At 59.8% G+C, this 19,149-nt stretch carries 19 protein-coding genes; 14 read left to right on the top strand and 5 right to left on the bottom strand.

What is annotated here, in order from left to right:
• From mreB to tldD, 8 genes are all read left to right on the top strand, one after another.
• Positions 1-843 (top strand): rod shape-determining protein MreB (mreB, locus tag ACIF4X_RS26215; RefSeq protein WP_397484290.1); only part of this gene is annotated, 843 nt, incomplete at its 5' end.
• 141 nt (positions 844-984) lie between these two features.
• Positions 985-2,127 (top strand): rod shape-determining protein MreC, encoded by a 1,143-nt coding sequence (gene mreC / locus ACIF4X_RS26210; RefSeq protein WP_397484292.1) that lies wholly within the window; start codon positions 985-987, stop codon positions 2,125-2,127.
• Entirely contained in the window at positions 2,127-2,618 is a 492-nt protein-coding gene (mreD, locus tag ACIF4X_RS26205) for a rod shape-determining protein MreD (RefSeq protein WP_077571118.1), read from the top strand. The genes mreC and mreD overlap by 1 nt, the downstream gene beginning before the upstream one ends.
• A gap of 37 nt (positions 2,619-2,655) precedes the next feature.
• Complete coding sequence (locus tag ACIF4X_RS26200) at positions 2,656-3,252, top strand: Maf family protein (protein ID WP_397484288.1); 597 nt, start codon at positions 2,656-2,658, stop codon at positions 3,250-3,252.
• Positions 3,253-3,310: 58 nt separating this feature from the next.
• On the top strand, positions 3,311-4,768 hold the full coding sequence (gene rng, locus ACIF4X_RS26195; protein WP_007915369.1) for a ribonuclease G: 1,458 nt from the start codon (positions 3,311-3,313) through the stop codon (positions 4,766-4,768).
• 75 nt (positions 4,769-4,843) lie between these two features.
• Entirely contained in the window at positions 4,844-8,650 is a 3,807-nt protein-coding gene (locus ACIF4X_RS26190) for a YhdP family protein (RefSeq protein ID WP_397484287.1), read from the top strand.
• Between the two features lie 58 nt (positions 8,651-8,708).
• The gene (locus ACIF4X_RS26185) at positions 8,709-9,569 is read left to right on the top strand and encodes a carbon-nitrogen hydrolase family protein (protein ID WP_397484286.1); all 861 of its coding nucleotides are present in this window, start codon (positions 8,709-8,711) and stop codon (positions 9,567-9,569) included.
• A 4-nt stretch (positions 9,570-9,573) separates the two neighbouring features.
• The gene (gene tldD / locus ACIF4X_RS26180) at positions 9,574-11,016 is read left to right on the top strand and encodes a metalloprotease TldD (RefSeq protein WP_007915374.1); all 1,443 of its coding nucleotides are present in this window, start codon (positions 9,574-9,576) and stop codon (positions 11,014-11,016) included.
• A gap of 107 nt (positions 11,017-11,123) precedes the next feature.
• Here tldD and yjgA read toward each other — a convergent pair whose 3' ends face one another.
• Entirely contained in the window at positions 11,124-11,648 is a 525-nt protein-coding gene (gene yjgA, locus ACIF4X_RS26175; protein WP_007915377.1) for a ribosome biogenesis factor YjgA, read from the bottom strand.
• A 108-nt stretch (positions 11,649-11,756) separates the two neighbouring features.
• On the opposite strand from yjgA, the gene pmbA reads away from it, so the two are divergent.
• The 6 genes from pmbA to ACIF4X_RS26145 all read left to right on the top strand — a co-directional run bounded on the left by pmbA (position 11,757) and on the right by ACIF4X_RS26145 (position 17,091).
• Positions 11,757-13,103: a metalloprotease PmbA gene (gene pmbA, locus ACIF4X_RS26170; protein WP_160055867.1), complete on the top strand. Its 1,347-nt coding sequence runs from the start codon at positions 11,757-11,759 to the stop codon at positions 13,101-13,103.
• 218 nt (positions 13,104-13,321) lie between these two features.
• A complete protein-coding gene (locus ACIF4X_RS26165) occupies positions 13,322-13,729 on the top strand; it encodes a FagA protein (RefSeq protein ID WP_397484285.1) in 408 nt (135 codons plus the stop codon).
• Positions 13,710-15,086, top strand: coding sequence for a class II fumarate hydratase (locus ACIF4X_RS26160; protein ID WP_397484284.1), 1,377 nt, complete (start codon positions 13,710-13,712; stop codon positions 15,084-15,086). The genes ACIF4X_RS26165 and ACIF4X_RS26160 overlap by 20 nt, the downstream gene beginning before the upstream one ends.
• 27 nt (positions 15,087-15,113) lie before the next feature.
• Positions 15,114-15,554, top strand: coding sequence for a hypothetical protein (locus tag ACIF4X_RS26155; RefSeq protein WP_007953590.1), 441 nt, complete (start codon positions 15,114-15,116; stop codon positions 15,552-15,554).
• Between the two features lies 1 nt (position 15,555).
• Complete coding sequence (locus ACIF4X_RS26150) at positions 15,556-16,167, top strand: superoxide dismutase (protein WP_397484291.1); 612 nt, start codon at positions 15,556-15,558, stop codon at positions 16,165-16,167.
• A gap of 30 nt (positions 16,168-16,197) precedes the next feature.
• The gene (locus ACIF4X_RS26145; protein WP_397484283.1) at positions 16,198-17,091 is read left to right on the top strand and encodes a ZIP family metal transporter; all 894 of its coding nucleotides are present in this window, start codon (positions 16,198-16,200) and stop codon (positions 17,089-17,091) included.
• 91 nt (positions 17,092-17,182) lie between these two features.
• Here the strand turns inward: ACIF4X_RS26145 and ACIF4X_RS26140 are convergent, their stop codons facing one another.
• From ACIF4X_RS26140 to hpf, 4 genes are read right to left on the bottom strand one after another with little or no spacing between them, the layout of a single operon-like run.
• Positions 17,183-17,458 carry an HPr family phosphocarrier protein gene (locus ACIF4X_RS26140; protein ID WP_397484282.1) on the bottom strand — a complete coding sequence of 92 codons (276 nt, stop codon included), beginning with the start codon at positions 17,456-17,458 and terminating at the stop codon, positions 17,183-17,185.
• Positions 17,459-17,473: 15 nt separating this feature from the next.
• A complete protein-coding gene (gene rapZ, locus ACIF4X_RS26135; protein ID WP_242205280.1) occupies positions 17,474-18,331 on the bottom strand; it encodes an RNase adapter RapZ in 858 nt (285 codons plus the stop codon).
• A 2-nt stretch (positions 18,332-18,333) separates the two neighbouring features.
• Positions 18,334-18,798, bottom strand: a complete 465-nt coding sequence (gene ptsN, locus ACIF4X_RS26130) for a PTS IIA-like nitrogen regulatory protein PtsN (protein ID WP_397484281.1) — start codon at positions 18,796-18,798, stop codon at positions 18,334-18,336.
• A 12-nt stretch (positions 18,799-18,810) separates the two neighbouring features.
• Positions 18,811-19,119: a ribosome hibernation-promoting factor, HPF/YfiA family gene (gene hpf, locus ACIF4X_RS26125; protein ID WP_007912419.1), complete on the bottom strand. Its 309-nt coding sequence runs from the start codon at positions 19,117-19,119 to the stop codon at positions 18,811-18,813.
• Positions 19,120-19,149: the final 30 nt, after the last annotated feature.

The raw sequence follows: 19,149 nt of genomic DNA, 5'->3' as shown, positions 1-19,149 counted from the left end.
GGCCACAGTGCTGCGATTCGTGCGATGAAGGACGGCGTGATCGCCGACTTCAGTGTCTGCGAAAAGATGCTGCAATACTTTATTAACAAGGTTCACGAAAACAGCTTTCTGCAGCCTAGCCCTCGTGTGCTGATCTGCGTTCCATGCAAATCCACTCAGGTTGAGCGTCGTGCCATCCGTGAATCGGCCCTCGGTGCCGGTGCCCGTGAAGTGTTCCTGATCGAAGAGCCCATGGCCGCTGCGATCGGTGCCGGCCTGCCGGTAGAAGAAGCGCGCGGTTCGATGGTCGTGGATATCGGTGGTGGTACCACCGAAATCGCGCTGATCTCCCTGAACGGTGTGGTCTATGCCGAATCCGTCCGCGTTGGCGGCGACCGCTTCGACGAAGCGATCATCACTTACGTGCGTCGTAACTACGGCAGCCTGATCGGTGAATCTACCGCTGAGCGCATCAAGCAGGAAATCGGTACAGCCTACCCGGGCGGCGAAGTTCGTGAAGTCGACGTTCGCGGTCGCAACCTGGCCGAAGGCGTTCCACGCGCATTCACCCTGAACTCCAACGAAGTCCTGGAAGCTCTGCAAGAGTCCCTGGCCACTATCGTTCAGGCTGTGAAAAGCGCCCTGGAGCAATCGCCGCCGGAACTGGCTTCCGATATCGCCGAGCGTGGCCTGGTGCTGACCGGTGGTGGCGCGCTGCTGCGTGACCTCGACAAGTTGCTGGCCCAGGAAACCGGTCTGCCAGTCATCGTTGCCGAAGATCCGCTGACCTGTGTTGCTCGCGGCGGTGGCCGTGCATTGGAAATGATGGATAAGCACACCATGGATCTGCTCTCGAGCGAATAAGTCGCCGAGTGCAATACGTGGGTGAGCGCGCAGGCAGCACTTTGCAGTGCTGCCTGTTGGCGTTTATCTTCTGTCAGTCTTCATCCAGGCCGGTTTGATGCCGTATGAATAAACAGAACATTTGCCTGGGAGGAGCGGCTTATTAAACCGCTTTTCGCCAAAGGCCCTTCGTTGGGTGTGCGCCTGTTGGTGCTGGCCGTGCTGTCGGTCGCGCTGATGGTGGTCGATGCCCGCTTCGACTTGCTCAAGCCCGCGCGCAAACAGGCGTCGCTGGTGTTGATGGACGCCTACTGGATTACCGACCTGCCCGGACGGCTGTGGGAAGGGATTGCCAGTCAATTCGGCAGTCGCACCGAACTGGTCGCCGAAAACGAAAAACTCAAGACCGAAAACCTGCTGTATCAGGGTCGCATGCAGAAGCTTGCCGCCCTTACCGAGCAGAACGTTCGGCTGCGCGAGTTGCTCAATTCCTCTGCGCTGGTCAATGAAAAGGTCGAAGTGGCCGAGTTGATCGGCATGGACCCCAACCCCTTCACTCATCGCATCATCATCAATAAAGGTGAGCGTGATGGCGTGGTACTGGGGCAGCCGGTGCTCGATGCACGCGGTCTGATGGGGCAGGTGGTCGAGCTGATGCCTTACACCTCGCGTGTACTGCTGCTGACCGACACCACTCACAGCATTCCTGTGCAGGTGAACCGTAACGGTTTGCGCGCGATTGCCAGCGGCACCGGTAATCCGGAGCGTCTGGAGTTGCGTCACGTTGCCGACACCGCCGATATCAAAGAAGGCGATCTGCTGGTCAGCTCCGGCCTTGGTCAGCGCTTCCCGGCCGGTTACCCGGTCGCCACGGTGAAGGAAGTGATCCACGATTCCGGCCAGCCGTTCGCGATCGTCCGCGCCGTGCCGACGGCCGCACTCAACCGCAGCCGTTACCTGCTGTTGGTATTCAGCGACAACCGCACGGCCGAAGAACGCGCCAACGATGCCGCGCAAGCGCAGGAAAATCTTGATGCCTTTGGCGGCGGCCCGATTGTTCCGGCCACTGTGCCGAAAACCGTGACCCCGCCTGCTGCAGCTGCTGCGACACCGGCAACGTCTGCGGCACCGGCCGCTGCCGCCAGCACTACACCGGTCAAACCTGCCGCAAACAAACCGCCAGCGGCTGCCAAACCACCGGCAGCCACCCCGGCGGCAACCAAACCTCCAGCTTCCCAGCCCGCTGCACGACCTGCGGCCAAACCGCCCGTCAGTGCGCCGGCGACAACCGGGAGACAAGAATAATGGTCGGGGCTACCGCATCGCGAAACGGCTGGATTGTCTGGCTGACGTTTCTCATCGGCATGTTGCTCAGTGTCTCGCCGTTGCCACAATTCATGGAAATCCTGCGTCCGCTGTGGCTGGCGCTGCTGCTGACATTCTGGGCACTGTACATGCCGCAAACGGTCGGCATGGTCACCGCGTTTTGCCTCGGACTGGCTGAAGATGTGCTCTACGGCACGCTGCTTGGGCAGAACGCATTGATCCTGACACTGATCACCTTCCTCGTGCTGTCATTGCAACAACGCCTGCGAATGTTCCCGATGTGGCAGCAATGCCTGGTAATCCTGGTGATTTTCGGCCTCGCGCAGCTGGTGCAATTGTGGCTCAGCGCGTTGACCGGTAATCGTCAGCCGACCCTGGCGCTGGTACTTCCGGCACTGGTCAGCGCCTTGCTCTGGCCTTGGGTCAGCTTTGCCCTACGCGGATTGCGCCGACGCTACAAAATCAATTGAGCCGGTGAAGCAGGGCACTGAACAGGGAGATGTTTTGATGAAGCCGCTTTACCTCGCCTCCGGATCGCCGCGTCGCCGTGAATTGCTTACGCAGATCGGCGTTCCGTTCTTCGCCATCAGTGCGGATATCGACGAAACCCCATTACTCGAAGAATCGCCGTCGGCCTATGTTGAGCGGCTGGCGCGCGGCAAGGCCGAAGCCGGGCGTCGCATCGTCGTGTCCGGTCAGCCATTCTGTGTGCTGGGTGCCGACACCGCCGTGGTACTGGACGGCAAAATTCTTGGTAAACCGGTGGACGAAGCCGATGCATGCGCCATGCTGATGATGTTGTCCGGCAAGGAGCATGAAGTGCTGACCGCCATCGCCGTGCTCGAAGGCGAGCATTGCCAATCGCGGGTAGTGCGCAGTCTGGTGCGGTTCCGCCCGATCAGCGGGGATGAAGCTGGCGCCTATTGGGCCAGCGGCGAACCGCGTGACAAGGCCGGCGGCTATGGCATTCAGGGGCTCGGTGCGGTGTTTGTTTCCGGGCTCAATGGCAGTTACTCGGCAGTCGTCGGGTTGCCTGTTTGCGAAACCGCAGAACTGTTAGGCCATTTCGGCATACCCTGTTGGCAAAACCTGAACGCGCAATGAGCGTCGTACGAATCCAGATGCGGCCATTATCGTGAACATGCCTGAACGAGATCCTGCCATGAGTGAAGAGATTCTGATCAACATCACGCCGATGGAATCGCGCGTGGCGGTGGTCGAAAACGGTGTGCTGCAAGAAGTCCACGTTGAGCGCACGCAAAAACGCGGGATCGTCGGCAACATCTATAAAGGCAAGATTGTTCGGGTATTGCCGGGCATGCAGGCCGCATTCGTCGACATCGGTCTGGATCGCGCGGCGTTCATTCACGCTGCCGAAATCTCCCTGCGCGAAGGCCCAGCGGTGGAAAGCATCAGCGCGCTGGTGCACGAGGGCCAAAGTCTTGTGGTGCAGGTCACCAAGGACCCGATTGGCTCCAAAGGCGCGCGCTTGACCACACAACTGTCGATCCCGTCGCGTTATCTGGTGTACATGCCGCGTACTGCCCACGTCGGCATTTCCCTGAAAATCGAAGACGAAGCCGAGCGCGAACGCCTCAAACAGGTGGTCAGCGATTGCGTGGCCAAAGAGGGGATCAAGGAGGCCGGTGGTTTTATTTTGCGTACCGCCGCCGAAGGCGCTGGTGCCGATGAAATTCTCATGGACATCCGTTACCTGCGTCGCCTGTGGGATCAGATCAACGAGCAGATCAAAACCATCGCGGCGCCGAGCGTAATTTACGAAGACCTCGGTCTGGCGTTGCGCACCCTGCGAGATCTGGTCAACCCGAAGATCGAGAAGATTCGCATCGATTCCCGGGAAACCTTCCAGAAAACCACGCAGTTCGTCGCCGAACTGATGCCGGAAATCGCCGATCGTCTGGAACATTACCCGGGTGAACGGCCGATTTTCGATTTGTACGGCGTCGAAGATGAAATCCAGAAAGCCCTCGAACGCAAGGTGCCGCTGAAATCCGGCGGCTATCTGGTGGTGGATCCGGCAGAAGCCATGACCACCATCGATGTAAACACTGGCGCTTTCGTCGGTCATCGCAACCTTGAGGAAACCATCTTCAAGACCAATCTCGAAGCGGCTACCGCGATTGCCCGGCAAATGCGTCTGCGCAATCTGGGCGGGATCATCATCATCGACTTCATCGACATGGAAGATGAAGAACACCAGCGCCAGGTGCTGCGCACGTTGGAAAAACAGCTGGAGCGTGACCACGCCAAGACCAACATCATCGGCATCACCGAGCTGGGTCTGGTGCAGATGACCCGCAAGCGCACCCGCGAAAGTCTCGAACAAGTGCTGTGCGAGCCGTGCAGCAGTTGTCAGGGGCGCGGCAAACTGAAAACCGCGGAAACCATCTGTTACGAGATTTTCCGCGAGATCCTCCGTGAAGCGCGGGCCTATCAGGCCGAGGGTTACCGGGTGCTGGCGAACCAGAAAGTGGTCGACCGCTTGCTCGACGAAGAATCCGGTAACGTCGCCGAGCTTGAAGGGTTTATCGGACGCACCATACGCTTCCAGGTGGAAACCATGTATTCCCAGGAACAATATGACGTGGTGTTGCTCTGATCCCCTGCGTCACGTTTATTCCACCGCGGCTGGCCTCAGCTTTTCGCAGTATTTTTGCCATGGGAGCCAACTGACATGGAGCGTCTGACACGCATTCTGGCCGCACTCACCCGTTGTGGGCTGGGCCTGTGCGCGTTGGTTCTGGTGTTGATGGCGTTGTACGTCAGTCTCGGCCGTGAGCTGACCCCGTTGGTGGCCGAGTATCGTGCCGACATCGAAGACAAGGCCAGCGCCGCCCTCGGCATGCCCTTGCAGATCGGCGAGCTGGAGGGCAACTGGAGCGGGTTTGCACCGATCCTGCTGGCTCATGACGTTATGGTCGGCGACGGTGCCAATGCGCTTCGTCTGGACCGCGTGCGAGCGGTACCGGATCTCTGGGCCAGTCTGTTGGCTCGTGAAGTGCGTATTGCCCACCTTGAACTCAACGGTCTGAAAATCAGCCTCAAAGAGGCCGAAGACGGCAATTGGGCGCTGGAAGGTCTGCCGGTGCAGAACGATCAGCCGCTCGATCCGCAGCAGTTGTTCAATCGCTCACAGATGATTCAACAACTGTCGGTGCTCGACAGTCAGGTCACCTTGCAGCCGCAGGATCACGCGCCGCTGACGCTCACGTATGTCGGACTCAATCTGAAAACCGGCGCCAGCCGTCAGCGGCTCGATGCGCGTTTGACTTTGCCGGATGGCCAACCGGTTGCGCTGAGTTTGCGCACGCGGATCCGTCCTGATCAATGGCAGGACAGTGTGGTCGAGGGTTATGCCAGCCTGCCGCAAAGTGACTGGTCGAAGTGGCTGCCGGAGCGTCTTACCCAGCAGTGGAATTTTTCCGAGATCAAGGCCGGCGGCGAACTCTGGGTCAATTGGGCCAAGGGCACGCTGCAAAGTGCGGCGCTCCATTTGAACGCGCCGCAACTGACCGGCGCTTACGCCGATCGCAAGCCGATCCAGATCAATAATCTGGCGCTCAACGCCTACTACGAGAACAGTGCCGAGGGCGCGACGCTCACCCTCGATTCGCTGGCGATGAATTTCGGCGAAAACCGTTGGGAGTCGCATGTACAACTGAAGCAGACGCGCGCGACCGACAAGGTGGACGAGCTCTGGCACTTGCAGGCTGATCGTCTCGATCTGACCCCGATCACTCCACTGCTGAATGCGTTGGGACCGTTACCGCAAGGGTTCGCCACGGCCGTTGATCATTTGAAAGTCACCGGTGGTCTGCGCAATGTGTTGCTGGATTTTCGCCCCAATGCTACCGACGGCAACAAATTCAGTTTCGCCACTAATCTGGAAAACGTCGGTTTCGACGCCTATCACGGCGCGCCGGCGGCTCGAAACGTCAGCGGCAGCCTCAGCGGCAACCTCGACGGTGGCGAGCTGCGCATGGACAGCAAGGACTTTGTCCTGCACCTCGATCCGATTTTCGCCAAGCCATGGCAGTACCTTCAGGCCAACGCCCGCCTGACCTGGAAACTCGATAAAGACGGCTTCACCCTGATCGCTCCGTACCTGAAGGTGCTCGGCGAAGAGGGCAAGATTGCCGGTGACTTTCTGATTCGCCTGCATTTCGACCATAGCCAGGAAGACTATATGGACCTGCGAGTCGGTCTGGTCGATGGCGATGGTCGCTACACGGCCAAATACCTGCCCGAAGTGCTCAGTCCGGCGCTGGATGAGTGGCTGCGTACGGCGATTCTCAAAGGTGCGGTCGACCAGGGGTTCTTCCAGTATCAGGGCTCGCTGAGCAAGAATGCCGGTGAGGCCGACCGCAGCATCAGTCTGTTCTTTAAAGTGCACGACGCTGAACTGGCCTTTCAGCCGGGCTGGCCGCACGTGAGCAAGGTCAGTGGCGACGTGTTCATCGAGGACAGTGGCGTGCGGATCTGGGCTGACAAGGGGCAGTTGCTCGACACTCAGGTCAGCGATGTGTTCGTCAATATTCCCCATGTGCCGGCCGGACAACATACGCACATGTATCTCGATGGCGGGTTTGCCGGGGGCCTCGGTGATGGCCTGAAAATTCTGCAGGACGCACCGATCGGCACCGGTGAAACCTTTGCCGGTTGGGAAGGGGCCGGGGATCTGCAAGGCAAGCTCAAGCTCGATATCCCGTTGGACAAGGGCGGCGACCAGCCGAAAATTCTCGTCGACTTCAAAACCGCCAATGCGCGCCTGAAGCTGGCTGAGCCGAAGCTGGAGCTGACTCAGCTCAAGGGCGATTTCCGCTTTGACAGCGCCAGAGGGCTGAGCGGGCAGAATATCGCCGCGCGGGCGTTCGACAAACCGGTGACCGCGCAGATTTTCGCTGACGGGAGCCCCGGCAAGCTGAAGACCCGGGTGGCGGCATCCGGGCAGGTCGAAGTGAAGAAACTCACCGACTGGTTGGGTGTAACGCAGCCATTACCGGTTTCCGGGACCATTCCGTATCAGCTGCAGTTGAATCTGGACGGCGCCGACAGTCAGTTGATGGTCAGCTCCAATCTCAAAGGTGTTGCAGTGGATCTGCCGGCACCGTTCGGCATGGCAGCGGATGTCGGGCGCGATACCGTGTTCCGCATGACCTTGCAGGGGCAGGAACGGCGTTATTGGGTCAATTACGACCAATTGGCCAACTTCACCTTTGCCGCGCCGCCGAGCAATTTTGCCGAGGGCCGTGGCGAGCTGTTCCTCGGTGCTGGCGAAGCAGTGCTGCCGGGTGCCAAGGGCTTGCGGATTCGCGGGGTGCTTTCGGAGCTGGACGTCGCGCCGTGGCAGGACCTGGTCAACAAATATGCCGGGCAGGATCCGGGCGGCAGCGCCAAGCAATTGCTCAACAGCGCTGATTTCAAGGTCGGCAAACTCACGGCATTCGGGACTACGCTGGATCAGGCGTCGGTGCAGGTCAATCGCAAGCCGGGTACGTGGAATCTGTCCCTCGACAGTCAACAGGCGAAAGGCTCGGCAAGTCTGCCAGACGCCAAGGGCGTGCCGATTGCGGTCAATCTGCAATACGTGAAGCTGCCGGCGCCGGACCCGACGGTGCAGGCTGACGAGAATTCGCCAGACCCATTGGTATCAGTCGATCCAACGAAGATTCCGTCACTGGATATCACCATCAATCAGCTGTTTCTGGGGCCGGACCTGGTCGGCGGCTGGTCGCTCAAGGTGCGCCCGACTGCCAAAGGCATCGCCCTGAACAACCTCGACATGGGCCTCAAAGGCATCCTGTTGCAGGGCAATGGTGGCTGGGAAGGTGCGCCGGGTGCGACCAACAGTTGGTTCAAAGGTCGCATTGGTGGCAAGAATCTCGCCGACGTCCTCAAGGGCTGGGGCTTTGCACCGAGCGTGACCAGCGAAGAATTCCACATGGACGTCGATGGCCGCTGGCCAGGCTCGCCGGCGTGGTTGGCGACCAAGCGTTTCTCCGGCACGCTCGATGCGTCGCTGAACAAAGGCCAGTTCGTTGAAGTGGAGGGCGGCGCGCAGGCGTTGCGGGTGTTTGGTCTGCTCAACTTCAACTCCATTGGCCGCCGTTTGCGTCTGGATTTCTCCGACCTGTTCGGCAAAGGCTTGAGCTATGACCGGGTCAAGGGTTTGCTGGTTGCCACCAACGGCGTCTACGTTACCCGTGAGCCGATCCGTCTGACTGGCCCGTCGAGCAACCTCGAACTGAACGGCACGCTGGATCTGGTCGGTGACCAGGTCGACGCCAAGTTGCTGGTGACGTTGCCGGTGACCAATAACCTGCCGATCGCCGCGCTGATCGTCGGTGCACCGGCGGTCGGCGGCGCACTGTTCCTCATCGACAAGCTGATCGGTGACCGTGTGGCGCGCTTTGCCAGTGTGAAATACACCGTCAAAGGCCCTTGGAAAGAGCCGAAAATCACCTTCGACAAGCCTTTTTGAACAGCCAGTCCCTGAACCGATGGAGTAGCATGGCCGCATACCTCTTGCGGAGTTCGCCATGTCTTTAGCGGTGATTCAAATGGTCAGCCAGAGCGACGTTCTGGCCAATCTGATCCAGGCCCGGCGTCTGCTCGAACAGGCTGCGGCCGGCGGTGCGAAGCTCGCGGTGCTACCGGAAAATTTCGCTGCCATGGGCCGTCGCGACGTCGCTGACATCGGCCGCGCCGAAGCGCTTGGCGAAGGACCGATCCTGCCATGGTTGAAACAGACCGCCCGCGACCTCAAGTTATGGATAGTAGCCGGCACCTTGCCGTTGCCGCCGGTGGATCAACCGACGGCCAAGTCCAATGCCTGCTCGCTGCTGGTCAATGATCAGGGCGAAACCGTTGCCCGCTATGACAAGTTGCATCTGTTCGATGTCGATGTGGCGGACAATCGCGGGCGTTATCGCGAATCCGATGACTATGCTTATGGCAGTGGCGTGGTGGTTGCCGACACGCCGGTGGGCCGACTTGGTCTGACCGTGTGTTACGACTTGCGCTTTCCGGAGCTGTACAGCGAATTGCGCGCCGCCGGTGCCGAGTTGATTACCGCACCATCGGCCTTTACTGCGGTGACCGGCGCAGCGCATTGGGATGTGCTGATTCGGGCGCGGGCCATCGAGACACAGTGCTATGTGCTGGCCGCAGCGCAGGGCGGGACCCACCCAGGACCGCGAGAAACCTTCGGTCATGCGGCGATTATCGATCCATGGGGCCGCGTGCTGGCGAGTCAGGATCAAGGCGAAGCGGTGTTGTTGGCCGAACGCGACAGTATTGAACAAGCGTCCATCAGGGCGCGAATGCCGGTGACCAGTCATCGGCGGTTTTTCTCGCAGGGCGCACAGCGACCTGCTTCAGAACATGAATTTAAGGCGTAAACCTATGAGCGAGTTGTTGTCCTCAGTCAGTGATCACCTGTTGGCGCCCGGTGGCGTGACGATCGAGAGCCTGCAAGGCGTGCTCGGCGATCTGGCCGGCCCCGGCATCGACGCTGCCGACCTGTATTTCCAGGGCCAGATCTCCGAGTCGTGGGCGCTGGAAGACGGCATCGTCAAGGAAGGCAGCTTCAACCTCGATCAGGGTGTCGGCGTGCGTGCACAGTCCGGTGAGAAAACCGGCTTTGCCTACAGCAATGCGATCACCCTCGAAGCCCTCGGTGCAGCCGCCCGTGCCGCGCGTTCGATCTCCCGCGCCGGGCAGAACGGCACGGTGCAGGCGTTCACCACGCAGGATGTCGCACAGTTATACGCGCCGGATAACCCGTTGGAAGTGCTGACTCGTGCCGAGAAAGTCGAGCTGCTCAAGCGCATCGATGTGGCTACCCGTGCACTCGACCCACGTATCCAGCAAGTCAGCGTCAGCATGGCCGGTGTCTGGGAGCGTATTCTGGTGGCGTCCACCGACGGTGGGCTGGCGGCGGATGTGCGGCCACTGGTGCGTTTCAACGTCAGCGTGATTGTTGAGCAGAACGGTCGTCGCGAGCGCGGCGGGCATGGCGGCGGCGGGCGTACCGATTACCGTTATTTCCTCGCTGAAGACCGCGCCATGGGCTATGCCCGTGAAGCGCTGCGTCAGGCGCTGGTGAATCTGGAAGCCATTCCGGCGCCGGCCGGTACCTTGCCGGTGGTGTTGGGTTCGGGCTGGTCCGGTGTACTGCTGCACGAAGCGGTCGGTCATGGTCTGGAAGGCGATTTCAACCGCAAGGGCAGTTCGGCCTACAGCGGGCGCATGGGCGAAATGGTTGCCTCGAAACTCTGCACCATCGTCGATGACGGCACCTTGAGCGGTCGCCGCGGTTCGCTCAGCGTCGACGACGAAGGCACGCCGACCGAGTGCACCACGCTGATCGAAAACGGCGTACTAAAAGGCTATATGCAGGACAAGCTCAACGCGCGTCTGATGGGCGTGGCCCGTACCGGTAACGGTCGTCGTGAATCCTACGCGCACCTGCCGATGCCGCGCATGACCAACACTTACATGCTCGGTGGCGAAAGCGATCCGGCGGAAATCATCGCGTCGGTGAAGAAGGGCATCTACTGCGCGAACCTTGGTGGCGGTCAGGTCGATATCACCAGCGGCAAGTTCGTGTTCTCCACCAGCGAGGCGTACCTGATCGAAGACGGCAAGATTACCGCGCCGGTCAAAGGCGCGACGTTGATCGGCAACGGTCCTGAGGCGATGAGCCGGGTGTCGATGGTCGGTAACGATCTGGCGCTGGACAGCGGTGTGGGTACGTGCGGCAAGGATGGGCAATCGGTGCCGGTTGGCGTGGGTCAGCCGACGCTGAAAATCGATGCGATCACCGTGGGTGGCACGGGCGCATAAATGAACCAGCTGTAGGAGCTGACGAAGGCTGCGATCTTTTGATCTTGCTTTTAACAATCAAAGTCAAAAGATCGCAGCCAGCGGCAGCTCCTACAAGTGGCGATATCTCAACGCAGACCGCGTTGAGTCTCGTCCAGCTCACGGATGTACTTGAAGATCTTGCGGCTGGAAGCAGGAGGTTTGTTTTGCGCAACCTCGTGCTGAGCCTGACGGATCAAGGAGCGTAGTTGTTGGCGATCGGCGTCCGGGTACTCGACGACGAACTTCTCCAGCACGGCATCGTCGCCTGCGATCAGGCGATCACGCCAGCGTTCGAGATTGTGGAAACGCTCGTTGTACTGACGAGTAGAGGCATCGAGTTGATCGAGCAACGTGAGAATGGCGTCCGTGTCCTGGTCGCGCATCAGTTTGCCGATGAACTGCAAATGCCGTTTACGCGCGATGTTCGCGGTGTGCTTGGGCGCATCGGCCAAAGCCCGGCGCATGGCGTCGGTCAGCGGCAGTTTTGCGATCAAGTCAGGCTTGAGTGTTGTCAGGCGCTCGCCGAGGTCAACCAGAGCATGCAGCTCGCGTTTGACCTGAGATTTGCTTTTTTCTCCCGTATCGAGGGAGTCGTCGTAAGAATCAACCATGGTGGCAGTCCGCAAAGAAACGCCGCCATGATAACCAGTCGGGGGCCGCTTGTCCGGCCCGGTCGCTCGATGACCCCAGCCGAAAGCAGAATTTGAGTGGAGATGAGCATGAGTGCAGTTGAAAGCGTCGGCCCGCAGGCATTGCCGGCACTGCAGGAACAAGTCGAGCAGATCATCGCCGAAGCCAAGCGTCAGGGCGCCAGTGCCTGTGAAGTAGCGGTGTCGCTTGAGCAGGGACTGTCGACCTCGGTGCGCCAGCGCGAAGTCGAAACCGTTGAATTCAACCGCGATCAGGGTTTTGGCATCACGCTGTACGTGGGCCAGCGCAAAGGCTCGGCCAGCACCTCGGCAACCGGCCCGGATGCGATTCGCGAGACCGTCGCAGCGGCACTGGCCATCGCCAAACACACCTCCGAAGACGAAGCCTCGGGGCTTGCTGATGCGGCGTTGATGGCCAAGGAGCAGCACGATTTCGATTTGTTCCACGAGTGGGACATCACGCCGGAGCAGGCCATCGAAAAGGCCCTGCTCTGTGAAGCAGCGGCCTTCGACGCCGATGCGCGGATCAAGAACGCTGACGGCACCACGCTGAGCACGCATCAGGGCTGTCGCGTGTACGGCAACAGCCACGGGTTCATTGGTGGCTACGCCTCGACCCGACACAGCTTGAGTTGCGTGATGATCGCCGAGGCTGATGGCCAGATGCAGCGCGATTACTGGTACGACGTGAGCCGTCAGGGCAGTCTGCTGGCGGATCCGGTGAGCATCGGTCAGCGTGCTGCGCAACGGGCGGCGAGCCGCTTGGGCGCGCGTCCGGTACCGACGTGCGAGGTGCCGGTGCTGTTTTCCGCAGAGTTGGCGGGCGGCTTGTTTGGCAGTTTCCTCTCGGCGGTATCCGGTGGCAGCCTGTATCGCAAGTCGTCGTTCCTTGAAGGCACTCTGGGGCAGAAGTTGTTTCCGGAGTGGCTGACCATTGACGAGCGTCCGCACTTGATGCGTGCGATGGGTAGCGCTTCGTACGACGGTGACGGTCTGGCGACTTACGCTAAACCGTTCGTCGAAAAGGGCGAGTTGGTGTCGTATATCCTCGGCACTTACTCCGGGCGCAAACTCGGCATGCCGAGCACTGCCAACGCTGGCGGCGTACACAACCTGTTCGTCACCCATGGCGATGAAGACCAGGCGGCGCTGTTGAAGCGAATGGGCCGTGGCCTGTTGGTCACCGAATTAATGGGCCATGGTCTGAACATGGTCACTGGCGATTATTCGCGTGGCGCGGCGGGTTTCTGGGTCGAGAACGGCGAAATCCAGTTCGCGGTGCAGGAAGTGACCATCGCCGGCAACATGCGTGACATGTTCAAACAGATCGTTGCCGTGGGTAACGACTTGGAACTGCGCAGCAACATTCGCACCGGCTCGGTGTTGATCGAGCGGATGACGGTGGCGGGTAGCTAAGTCGCAACCGTCACACAAAAAGGCGCGCCATCCATTCGGATGGCGCGCCTTTTTTTATGTCTGCATGTAGGAACTGCCGAAGGCTGTGATCTTTTGATCTTGCCTTTAAAAAACAAAATCAAAAGATCGCAGCCTTCGGCAGCTCCTACAAAGGCGCTCTTGTTTTGGTTCTCATTATCATCTAATAATAAATCTCATTATCGGATGAGCCCCGGATCATGAGTTCTGCCTTGCACGAGCAGCCATACCTCGAAAGCTGGCGCTGGATGAGTCGCCAGATCCGTTGCGCGATTGATCCTGACGAGCCGCGCGTGATCGAACATTACTTGGCCGAAGGCCGGTATCTGGCCTGTTGTACGGCCACTTCTCCCTGGACCATCGCTGAAACCTCCTTCCGTCTTCTGCTCGACACGGCCACCGACATCGCCTTGCCGTGGCACTGGCGTAGCCTCTGTCTCGATCAAGCCTGGCGCCCATTGCGTGAAATGGAGCGCCTGTCCCTGTGCAAATGCCGGCTCAAGCGTTGGCAGCGCTATACCTGGCAGCTCGCCACTTGCGAACTGCTTCCCTCGATTCCTCTTATTGAACTGGTGCAAGGATTTTCAGATGACCAAGACACGTATTGAGCGCGACAGCATGGGCGAACTGCAGGTGCCGGTGGACGCTCTCTACGGCGCGCAAACCCAGCGCGCAGTGGATAACTTCCCGATCAGCGGTAAACCGATGCCGACGCAATTCATCCGCGCACTGATCCTCGCCAAAGCCGCCGCCGCACGCGCCAACGTTGAACTCAACCAGATCACAGCCGCTCAGGGCAAAGCCATCAGCGACGCCGCGCAAGGCCTGCTCGAAGGCGATTTCATGCAGCATTTTCCGGTGGATATCTTCCAGACCGGTTCCGGCACCAGTTCCAACATGAACGCCAATGAGGTGATTGCCACCCTCGCCAGTCGCCTGCTCGATGAACCGGTGAATGCCAATGATCACGTCAACTGCGGCCAGAGCAGCAACGACATCATCCCGACCACCATTCACGTCAGCGCCGCGCTGGCCCTGCACGAACAATTGCTGCCGGCGCTGCTGCACCTGGTGCAAGTGATCGAGCACAAGGCCGGGCAAGTGCATCACCACGTCAAAACCGGCCGCACGCACTTGATGGACGCGATGCCGGTGCGTATGAGCCAGGTGCTCAACGGTTGGGCGCAGCAACTCAAAGCCAACATCGCTCACCTGCAGGATTTGCTGCCAAGCCTGCAATCCCTGGCGCAGGGTGGCACGGCGGTCGGTACCGGGATCAACGCGCATCCTGAGTTCGCCGCACGTTTCAGCCGCCAACTCAGCCAACTGACCGACGTGCAATTTACGCCGGGCAAAGACCTGTTCGCGCTGATCGGCTCGCAAGACACCGCCGTCGCCGTCTCTGGCCAGCTTAAAGCCACCGCAGTGTCGCTGATGAAAATCGCCAACGACCTGCGCTGGATGAACTCCGGCCCGCTCGCCGGCCTCGGCGAAATCGAACTGGAAGCCCTGCAACCGGGCTCGTCGATCATGCCGGGCAAGGTCAATCCGGTGATCCCCGAAGCCACTGCCATGGTGGCCGCGCAAGTCATCGGCAACGATTCGGTGATCACCATTGCCGGCCAGTCGGGCAACTTCGAACTGAACGTGATGCTGCCGATCATCGCGCAGAACCTGCTGAGCAGCATCGAACTGCTGGCCAACTCCAGCCGTCTGCTCGGCGACAAAGCCATCGCCAGTTTCAAGGTCAACGAGTCGCGCTTGAAAGAGGCGCTATCGCGCAACCCGATTCTGGTCACCGCGCTCAACCCGATCATCGGTTACCAGAAAGCCGCCGAAATCGCCAAGCAGGCCTACAAGGAAGGCCGCGCGGTGATCGACGTCGCGCTTGAACACACCGACCTGTCGCGCAGCCAACTGGAAGAGTTGCTCAACCCCGAGAAACTCACCGCCGGCGGCGTATAAACCCTGCAACCGCTTTGGAGGCTCACCATGGAGCACTGGAAACGCACGATCGAACGGGCCAATCGCTGCTTCATGCTCGGCGAACTGATCGACGCCCGTGAGGCTTACCTGCAAGCCCTGGCCCTGGCGCAAGTGTTGTTCGAACGCTGGGCAGATGCCGACGAAGCGGTGGCGGCCTGCGTCATCTCTCACCACAACCTGGCCGACTTGCACTTGCGCCTGAATCAGCCGGAGGAGAGCGCCGAATACCTTTGCGCCATCCATCAGCGGCTGTTGCAGACCATGCAGGACGAGCGCCTGCGCCCGGCGCTGCGTGAAGCGGCGCTGCGCCAGAGCAGCAAGACCTACGTCGAACTGCTGAATTTCATCAGTGAACACGGCGAATACCCGCGCACTCAGCGCCTGCTGCACCCGGATACCGGCAATGCGCGCCGCGCGCCTGCCCCACATCACCATGGAGTCCATTGAAATGGCTTTTACCTTGCCTGCCTTGCCTTACGCCTATGACGCACTGGAACCGCACATCGATGCGCAGACCATGGAGATCCACTACACCAAGCATCACCAGACCTACATCAACAACCTCAACGCGGCAGTAGAAGGCACCGAATACGCCGAATGGCCGGTGGAAAAACTCGTGGCCAGCGTCAAGGAGCTGCCAGAAAAGCTCCGCGCGGCGGTGATCAATCAGGGCGGCGGTCACGCCAACCACTCGCTGTTCTGGGAAGTCATGGTGCCAGGCGGCGGTGGCAAACCGGACGGCGCGCTGGCCAAAGCCATCGATGACCAACTGGGGGGCCTCGACAGCTTCAAGGACGCCTTCACCAAAGCGGCACTGACCCGTTTCGGCAGTGGCTGGGCCTGGCTAAGCGTGACCCCGGAGAAAAAACTGGTCGTGGAAAGCAGCGGCAATCAGGACAGCCCGTTGATGAACGGCAACACGCCGATCCTCGGTCTCGACGTCTGGGAGCACGCCTACTACCTGCGCTATCAGAACCGCCGTCCGGAATACATCAACGCGTTCTACAACGTGATCAATTGGCCTGAAGTTGCTGCGCGCTATCAGGCCGCACTGGTTTAAGTCTTTTATAAAAACAATCCAAGGCTGACTATGGGCACTGAAACACTGGCGATCGGAAGTGGGCGTATGTTTCGCTACGCAGTGGGTTCGCTATTGCTGTTGGCGGGCATGACCTTGCTGGTTGCCCACGGACTGGAATGGCTGAATCTGGAACCAAGACTGTCACGGGCGCTTCAGGGCGGCGCGATCTGCGCCCTCGGCACGGCGCTTGGCGCTGTTCCGGTGCTGGTGATTCGGCGCATGCCGCAGGCACTCAGCGATACCCTGCTGGGTTTTGGCGCGGGGGTGATGCTGGCAGCGACGGCGTTTTCGCTGATCGTACCGGGCATTGCCGCCGCCGAGAATCTGGGGCTGACACCTTGGTCATCCAGCGGCCTGATTTGCTTCGGCATCATGCTCGGTGCATTCGGTCTGTATTTGGTTGATCGTCAGTTATCCGGAGCTTCGCCGGAAATGCTGGTGGGTACGCCGGAGCGTCCGGTGATTCCGCCACGAATCTGGTTGTTCGTGTTTGCCATCATTGCCCATAACATTCCTGAAGGCATGGCCGTTGGCGTCTCAGCCGGCGGCGGCATGCCGGATGCGGACAGCCTGGCCATGGGCATTGCCCTGCAGGATGTGCCGGAAGGTCTGGTGATTGCGTTGGTGTTGGCCGGGGCGGGGATGTCGCGGGTCAAGGCGTTCCTGATCGGTGCGGCGTCAGGTCTGGTCGAACCGGTGTTTGCGCTGTTGTGTGCGTGGCTGGTCGGTTTGGCGCAGATATTGTTGCCATTAGGTCTGGCACTCGCGGCGGGGGCGATGTTGCTGGTGGTGACCCATGAGGTCATCCCGGAATCACGGCGCCATGGTCATGACAAACTGGCCAGTCTTGGCTTGTTGATCGGGTTTTGTCTGATGATGGTGATGGATACCGCATTAGGTTGAAGATCAAAAGATCGCAGCCTGCGGCAGCTCCTACATTGGAAGGCGTTCACTGTAGGAGCTGCCGCAGGCTGCGATCTTTTGATGTTGGCTGTCAGCCACCTTCATCGAAGTAGTTGTTGATCAGCGCCACCAGCGCATCCAGCGCTTCCTGTTCCTGATGCCCTTCAGTACTCAAATGAATCTTGGTGCCCTTGCCAGCCGCCAGCATCATCATCGCCATGATGCTTTTGCCATCGACCGTAGTCTCTGGCGTGCGGCCTACTCTGATCGAGCAATCCGGATACTGCCCGGCCACCCCGACAAACTTGGCCGATGCGCGGGCATGCAGGCCCAGCTTGTTGATGATTTCGATTTCCAGAGCAGGCATCGCGGTGTGAATCCTTTAAGTGAGGTCGCGGTGGCGAACCTGGACGTTCTTCAGGGTTTTCTGCAGGGCCTGACCCAGACGTTCGGTCAGGTAGACGGAGCGGTGATGCCCGCCGGTGCAGCCAATGGCAATGGTGACGTAAGCGCGGTTGCTTGCGGCGAAACGCGGCAGCCACTTGTGCAGGTAGGTGAAAATGTCCTGGAACATTTCTTCGACCTCCGGCTGCGCCGCGAGGTACTCAGCCACCGGCGCATCGAGACCCGATTGTGCGCGCAGTTCCGGCTTCCAGTACGGATTGGGCAGGCAGCGCACATCGAATACCAGATCCGCGTCTACCGGCATGCCGCGCTTGAAGCCGAATGATTCGACCAGAAACGCCGTGCCCGGCTCTGGTTGATTCAGCAGGCGCAGCTTGATGGTGTCGCGCAATTGGTAAAGGTTGAGGTTGGTGGTGTTGATCTTCAAGTCGGCCAGATCGGCGATCGGGCCGAGCAGGGCGGTTTCATCCTGAATCGCCTCGGCCAGCGAACGATTGGCGTTGCTCAGCGGGTGGCGACGACGGGTTTCGGAAAAACGCTTGAGCAGGGTTTCTTCATCGGCGTCCAGATACAGGACATCGCACTGGATGTGCTTCGCCCGGACGTCTTCAAGCAGCTCGGGAAAGCGCGTCAGATGACTCGGCAGGTTGCGCGCATCGATCGAGACGGCCACCAGCGGTTGCGCCAGCTCAGTGTGAATCAGCGCGCGTTCGGCCAGTTCCGGCAGCAAGCCTGCAGGCAGGTTGTCGATGCAGTAATAGCCGTTGTCCTCAAGGACATCCAGAGCCGTACTTTTACCCGAGCCGGAACGGCCGCTGACGATGATCAAGCGCATGATTAATGCCCGTTCTGCTCGCTCAGGACAACCTGATACAAGGCTTCATTGCTTGGAGCACTGCGCAGTTTTTCGCGCACTTCCTTGCGGTCCAGCATGCTGGCGATCTGGCGCAGTAGTTCCAGGTGCGCATCGGTGGCAGCCTCGGGGACCAGCAGTACGAACAGCAGGTCAACCGGAGCGCCGTCAATGGCGTCGAAATCGATCGGAGCATCAAGGTGCATCAGCGCACTGATTGGCGCTTCGCAGCCCTTGAGGCGGCAATGAGGAATGGCGATGCCGTTACCAAAACCGGTAGAACCGAGTTTTTCACGGGCAATCAGCGCCTCGAAGACATCTTGCATCTCCAGAGCCGGCACTTCGCGGGCGATCAGGTTGGCAATTTGTTCGAGGGCTTTCTTTTTACTGCCGCCCGGCACGTTCACGAGGGAACGGCCGGGGGTCAGGATACTTTCAAGTCGGATCATGGGTTAGGGATGTTAACGACCGGTTGCGCCCTGGAGGAGGCTCTGGGTCTTTTCCTTATGCTTTTTGAGTTGGCGATCCAGCTTGTCGGTGAGTGAGTCGATCGCAGCATACATATCAGTATCTTCTGCGTTGGCGACCACTTCGCTGCCGGGTATATGCAAGGTGGCTTCGATTTTCTGCTTCAGCTTTTCGACGCACATCGTGACTTGCACGTTGGTGATCTTGTCGAAATGTCGCTCCAGTCGTTGGAGTTTTTCCTCGATGTAGGAACGCAGAGGTTGGGTCACTTCCAGTTGGTGTCCACTGATGTTGACTTGCATACAGCTTCTCCTTCGTTGCCAGTGCATAAA

The organism is Pseudomonas sp. NPDC085632 (assembly GCF_044541255.1).
Taxonomy (GTDB): Bacteria; Pseudomonadota; Gammaproteobacteria; order Pseudomonadales; family Pseudomonadaceae; genus Aquipseudomonas.
This window is presented reverse-complemented; position numbering and strand designations above follow the sequence as displayed.

Bases quoted from the DNA above. Each gene is read 5' to 3' on its own strand.
- mreD (WP_077571118.1), top strand. From the start codon at position 2,127: ATGGTCGGGGCTACCGCATCGCGAAACGGCTGGATTGTCTGGCTGACG.
- ACIF4X_RS26200 (WP_397484288.1), top strand. From the start codon at position 2,656: ATGAAGCCGCTTTACCTCGCCTCCGGATCGCCGCGTCGCCGTGAATTG.
- rng (WP_007915369.1), top strand. From the start codon at position 3,311: ATGAGTGAAGAGATTCTGATCAACATCACGCCGATGGAATCGCGCGTG.
- ACIF4X_RS26190 (WP_397484287.1), top strand. From the start codon at position 4,844: ATGGAGCGTCTGACACGCATTCTGGCCGCACTCACCCGTTGTGGGCTG.
- ACIF4X_RS26185 (WP_397484286.1), top strand. From the start codon at position 8,709: ATGTCTTTAGCGGTGATTCAAATGGTCAGCCAGAGCGACGTTCTGGCC.
- tldD (WP_007915374.1), top strand. From the start codon at position 9,574: ATGAGCGAGTTGTTGTCCTCAGTCAGTGATCACCTGTTGGCGCCCGGT.
- yjgA (WP_007915377.1), bottom strand. From the start codon at position 11,648: ATGGTTGATTCTTACGACGACTCCCTCGATACGGGAGAAAAAAGCAAA.
- pmbA (WP_160055867.1), top strand. From the start codon at position 11,757: ATGAGTGCAGTTGAAAGCGTCGGCCCGCAGGCATTGCCGGCACTGCAG.
- ACIF4X_RS26165 (WP_397484285.1), top strand. From the start codon at position 13,322: ATGAGTTCTGCCTTGCACGAGCAGCCATACCTCGAAAGCTGGCGCTGG.
- ACIF4X_RS26160 (WP_397484284.1), top strand. From the start codon at position 13,710: ATGACCAAGACACGTATTGAGCGCGACAGCATGGGCGAACTGCAGGTG.
- ACIF4X_RS26155 (WP_007953590.1), top strand. From the start codon at position 15,114: ATGGAGCACTGGAAACGCACGATCGAACGGGCCAATCGCTGCTTCATG.
- ACIF4X_RS26150 (WP_397484291.1), top strand. From the start codon at position 15,556: ATGGCTTTTACCTTGCCTGCCTTGCCTTACGCCTATGACGCACTGGAA.
- ACIF4X_RS26145 (WP_397484283.1), top strand. From the start codon at position 16,198: ATGGGCACTGAAACACTGGCGATCGGAAGTGGGCGTATGTTTCGCTAC.
- ACIF4X_RS26140 (WP_397484282.1), bottom strand. From the start codon at position 17,458: ATGCCTGCTCTGGAAATCGAAATCATCAACAAGCTGGGCCTGCATGCC.
- rapZ (WP_242205280.1), bottom strand. From the start codon at position 18,331: ATGCGCTTGATCATCGTCAGCGGCCGTTCCGGCTCGGGTAAAAGTACG.
- ptsN (WP_397484281.1), bottom strand. From the start codon at position 18,798: ATGATCCGACTTGAAAGTATCCTGACCCCCGGCCGTTCCCTCGTGAAC.
- hpf (WP_007912419.1), bottom strand. From the start codon at position 19,119: ATGCAAGTCAACATCAGTGGACACCAACTGGAAGTGACCCAACCTCTG.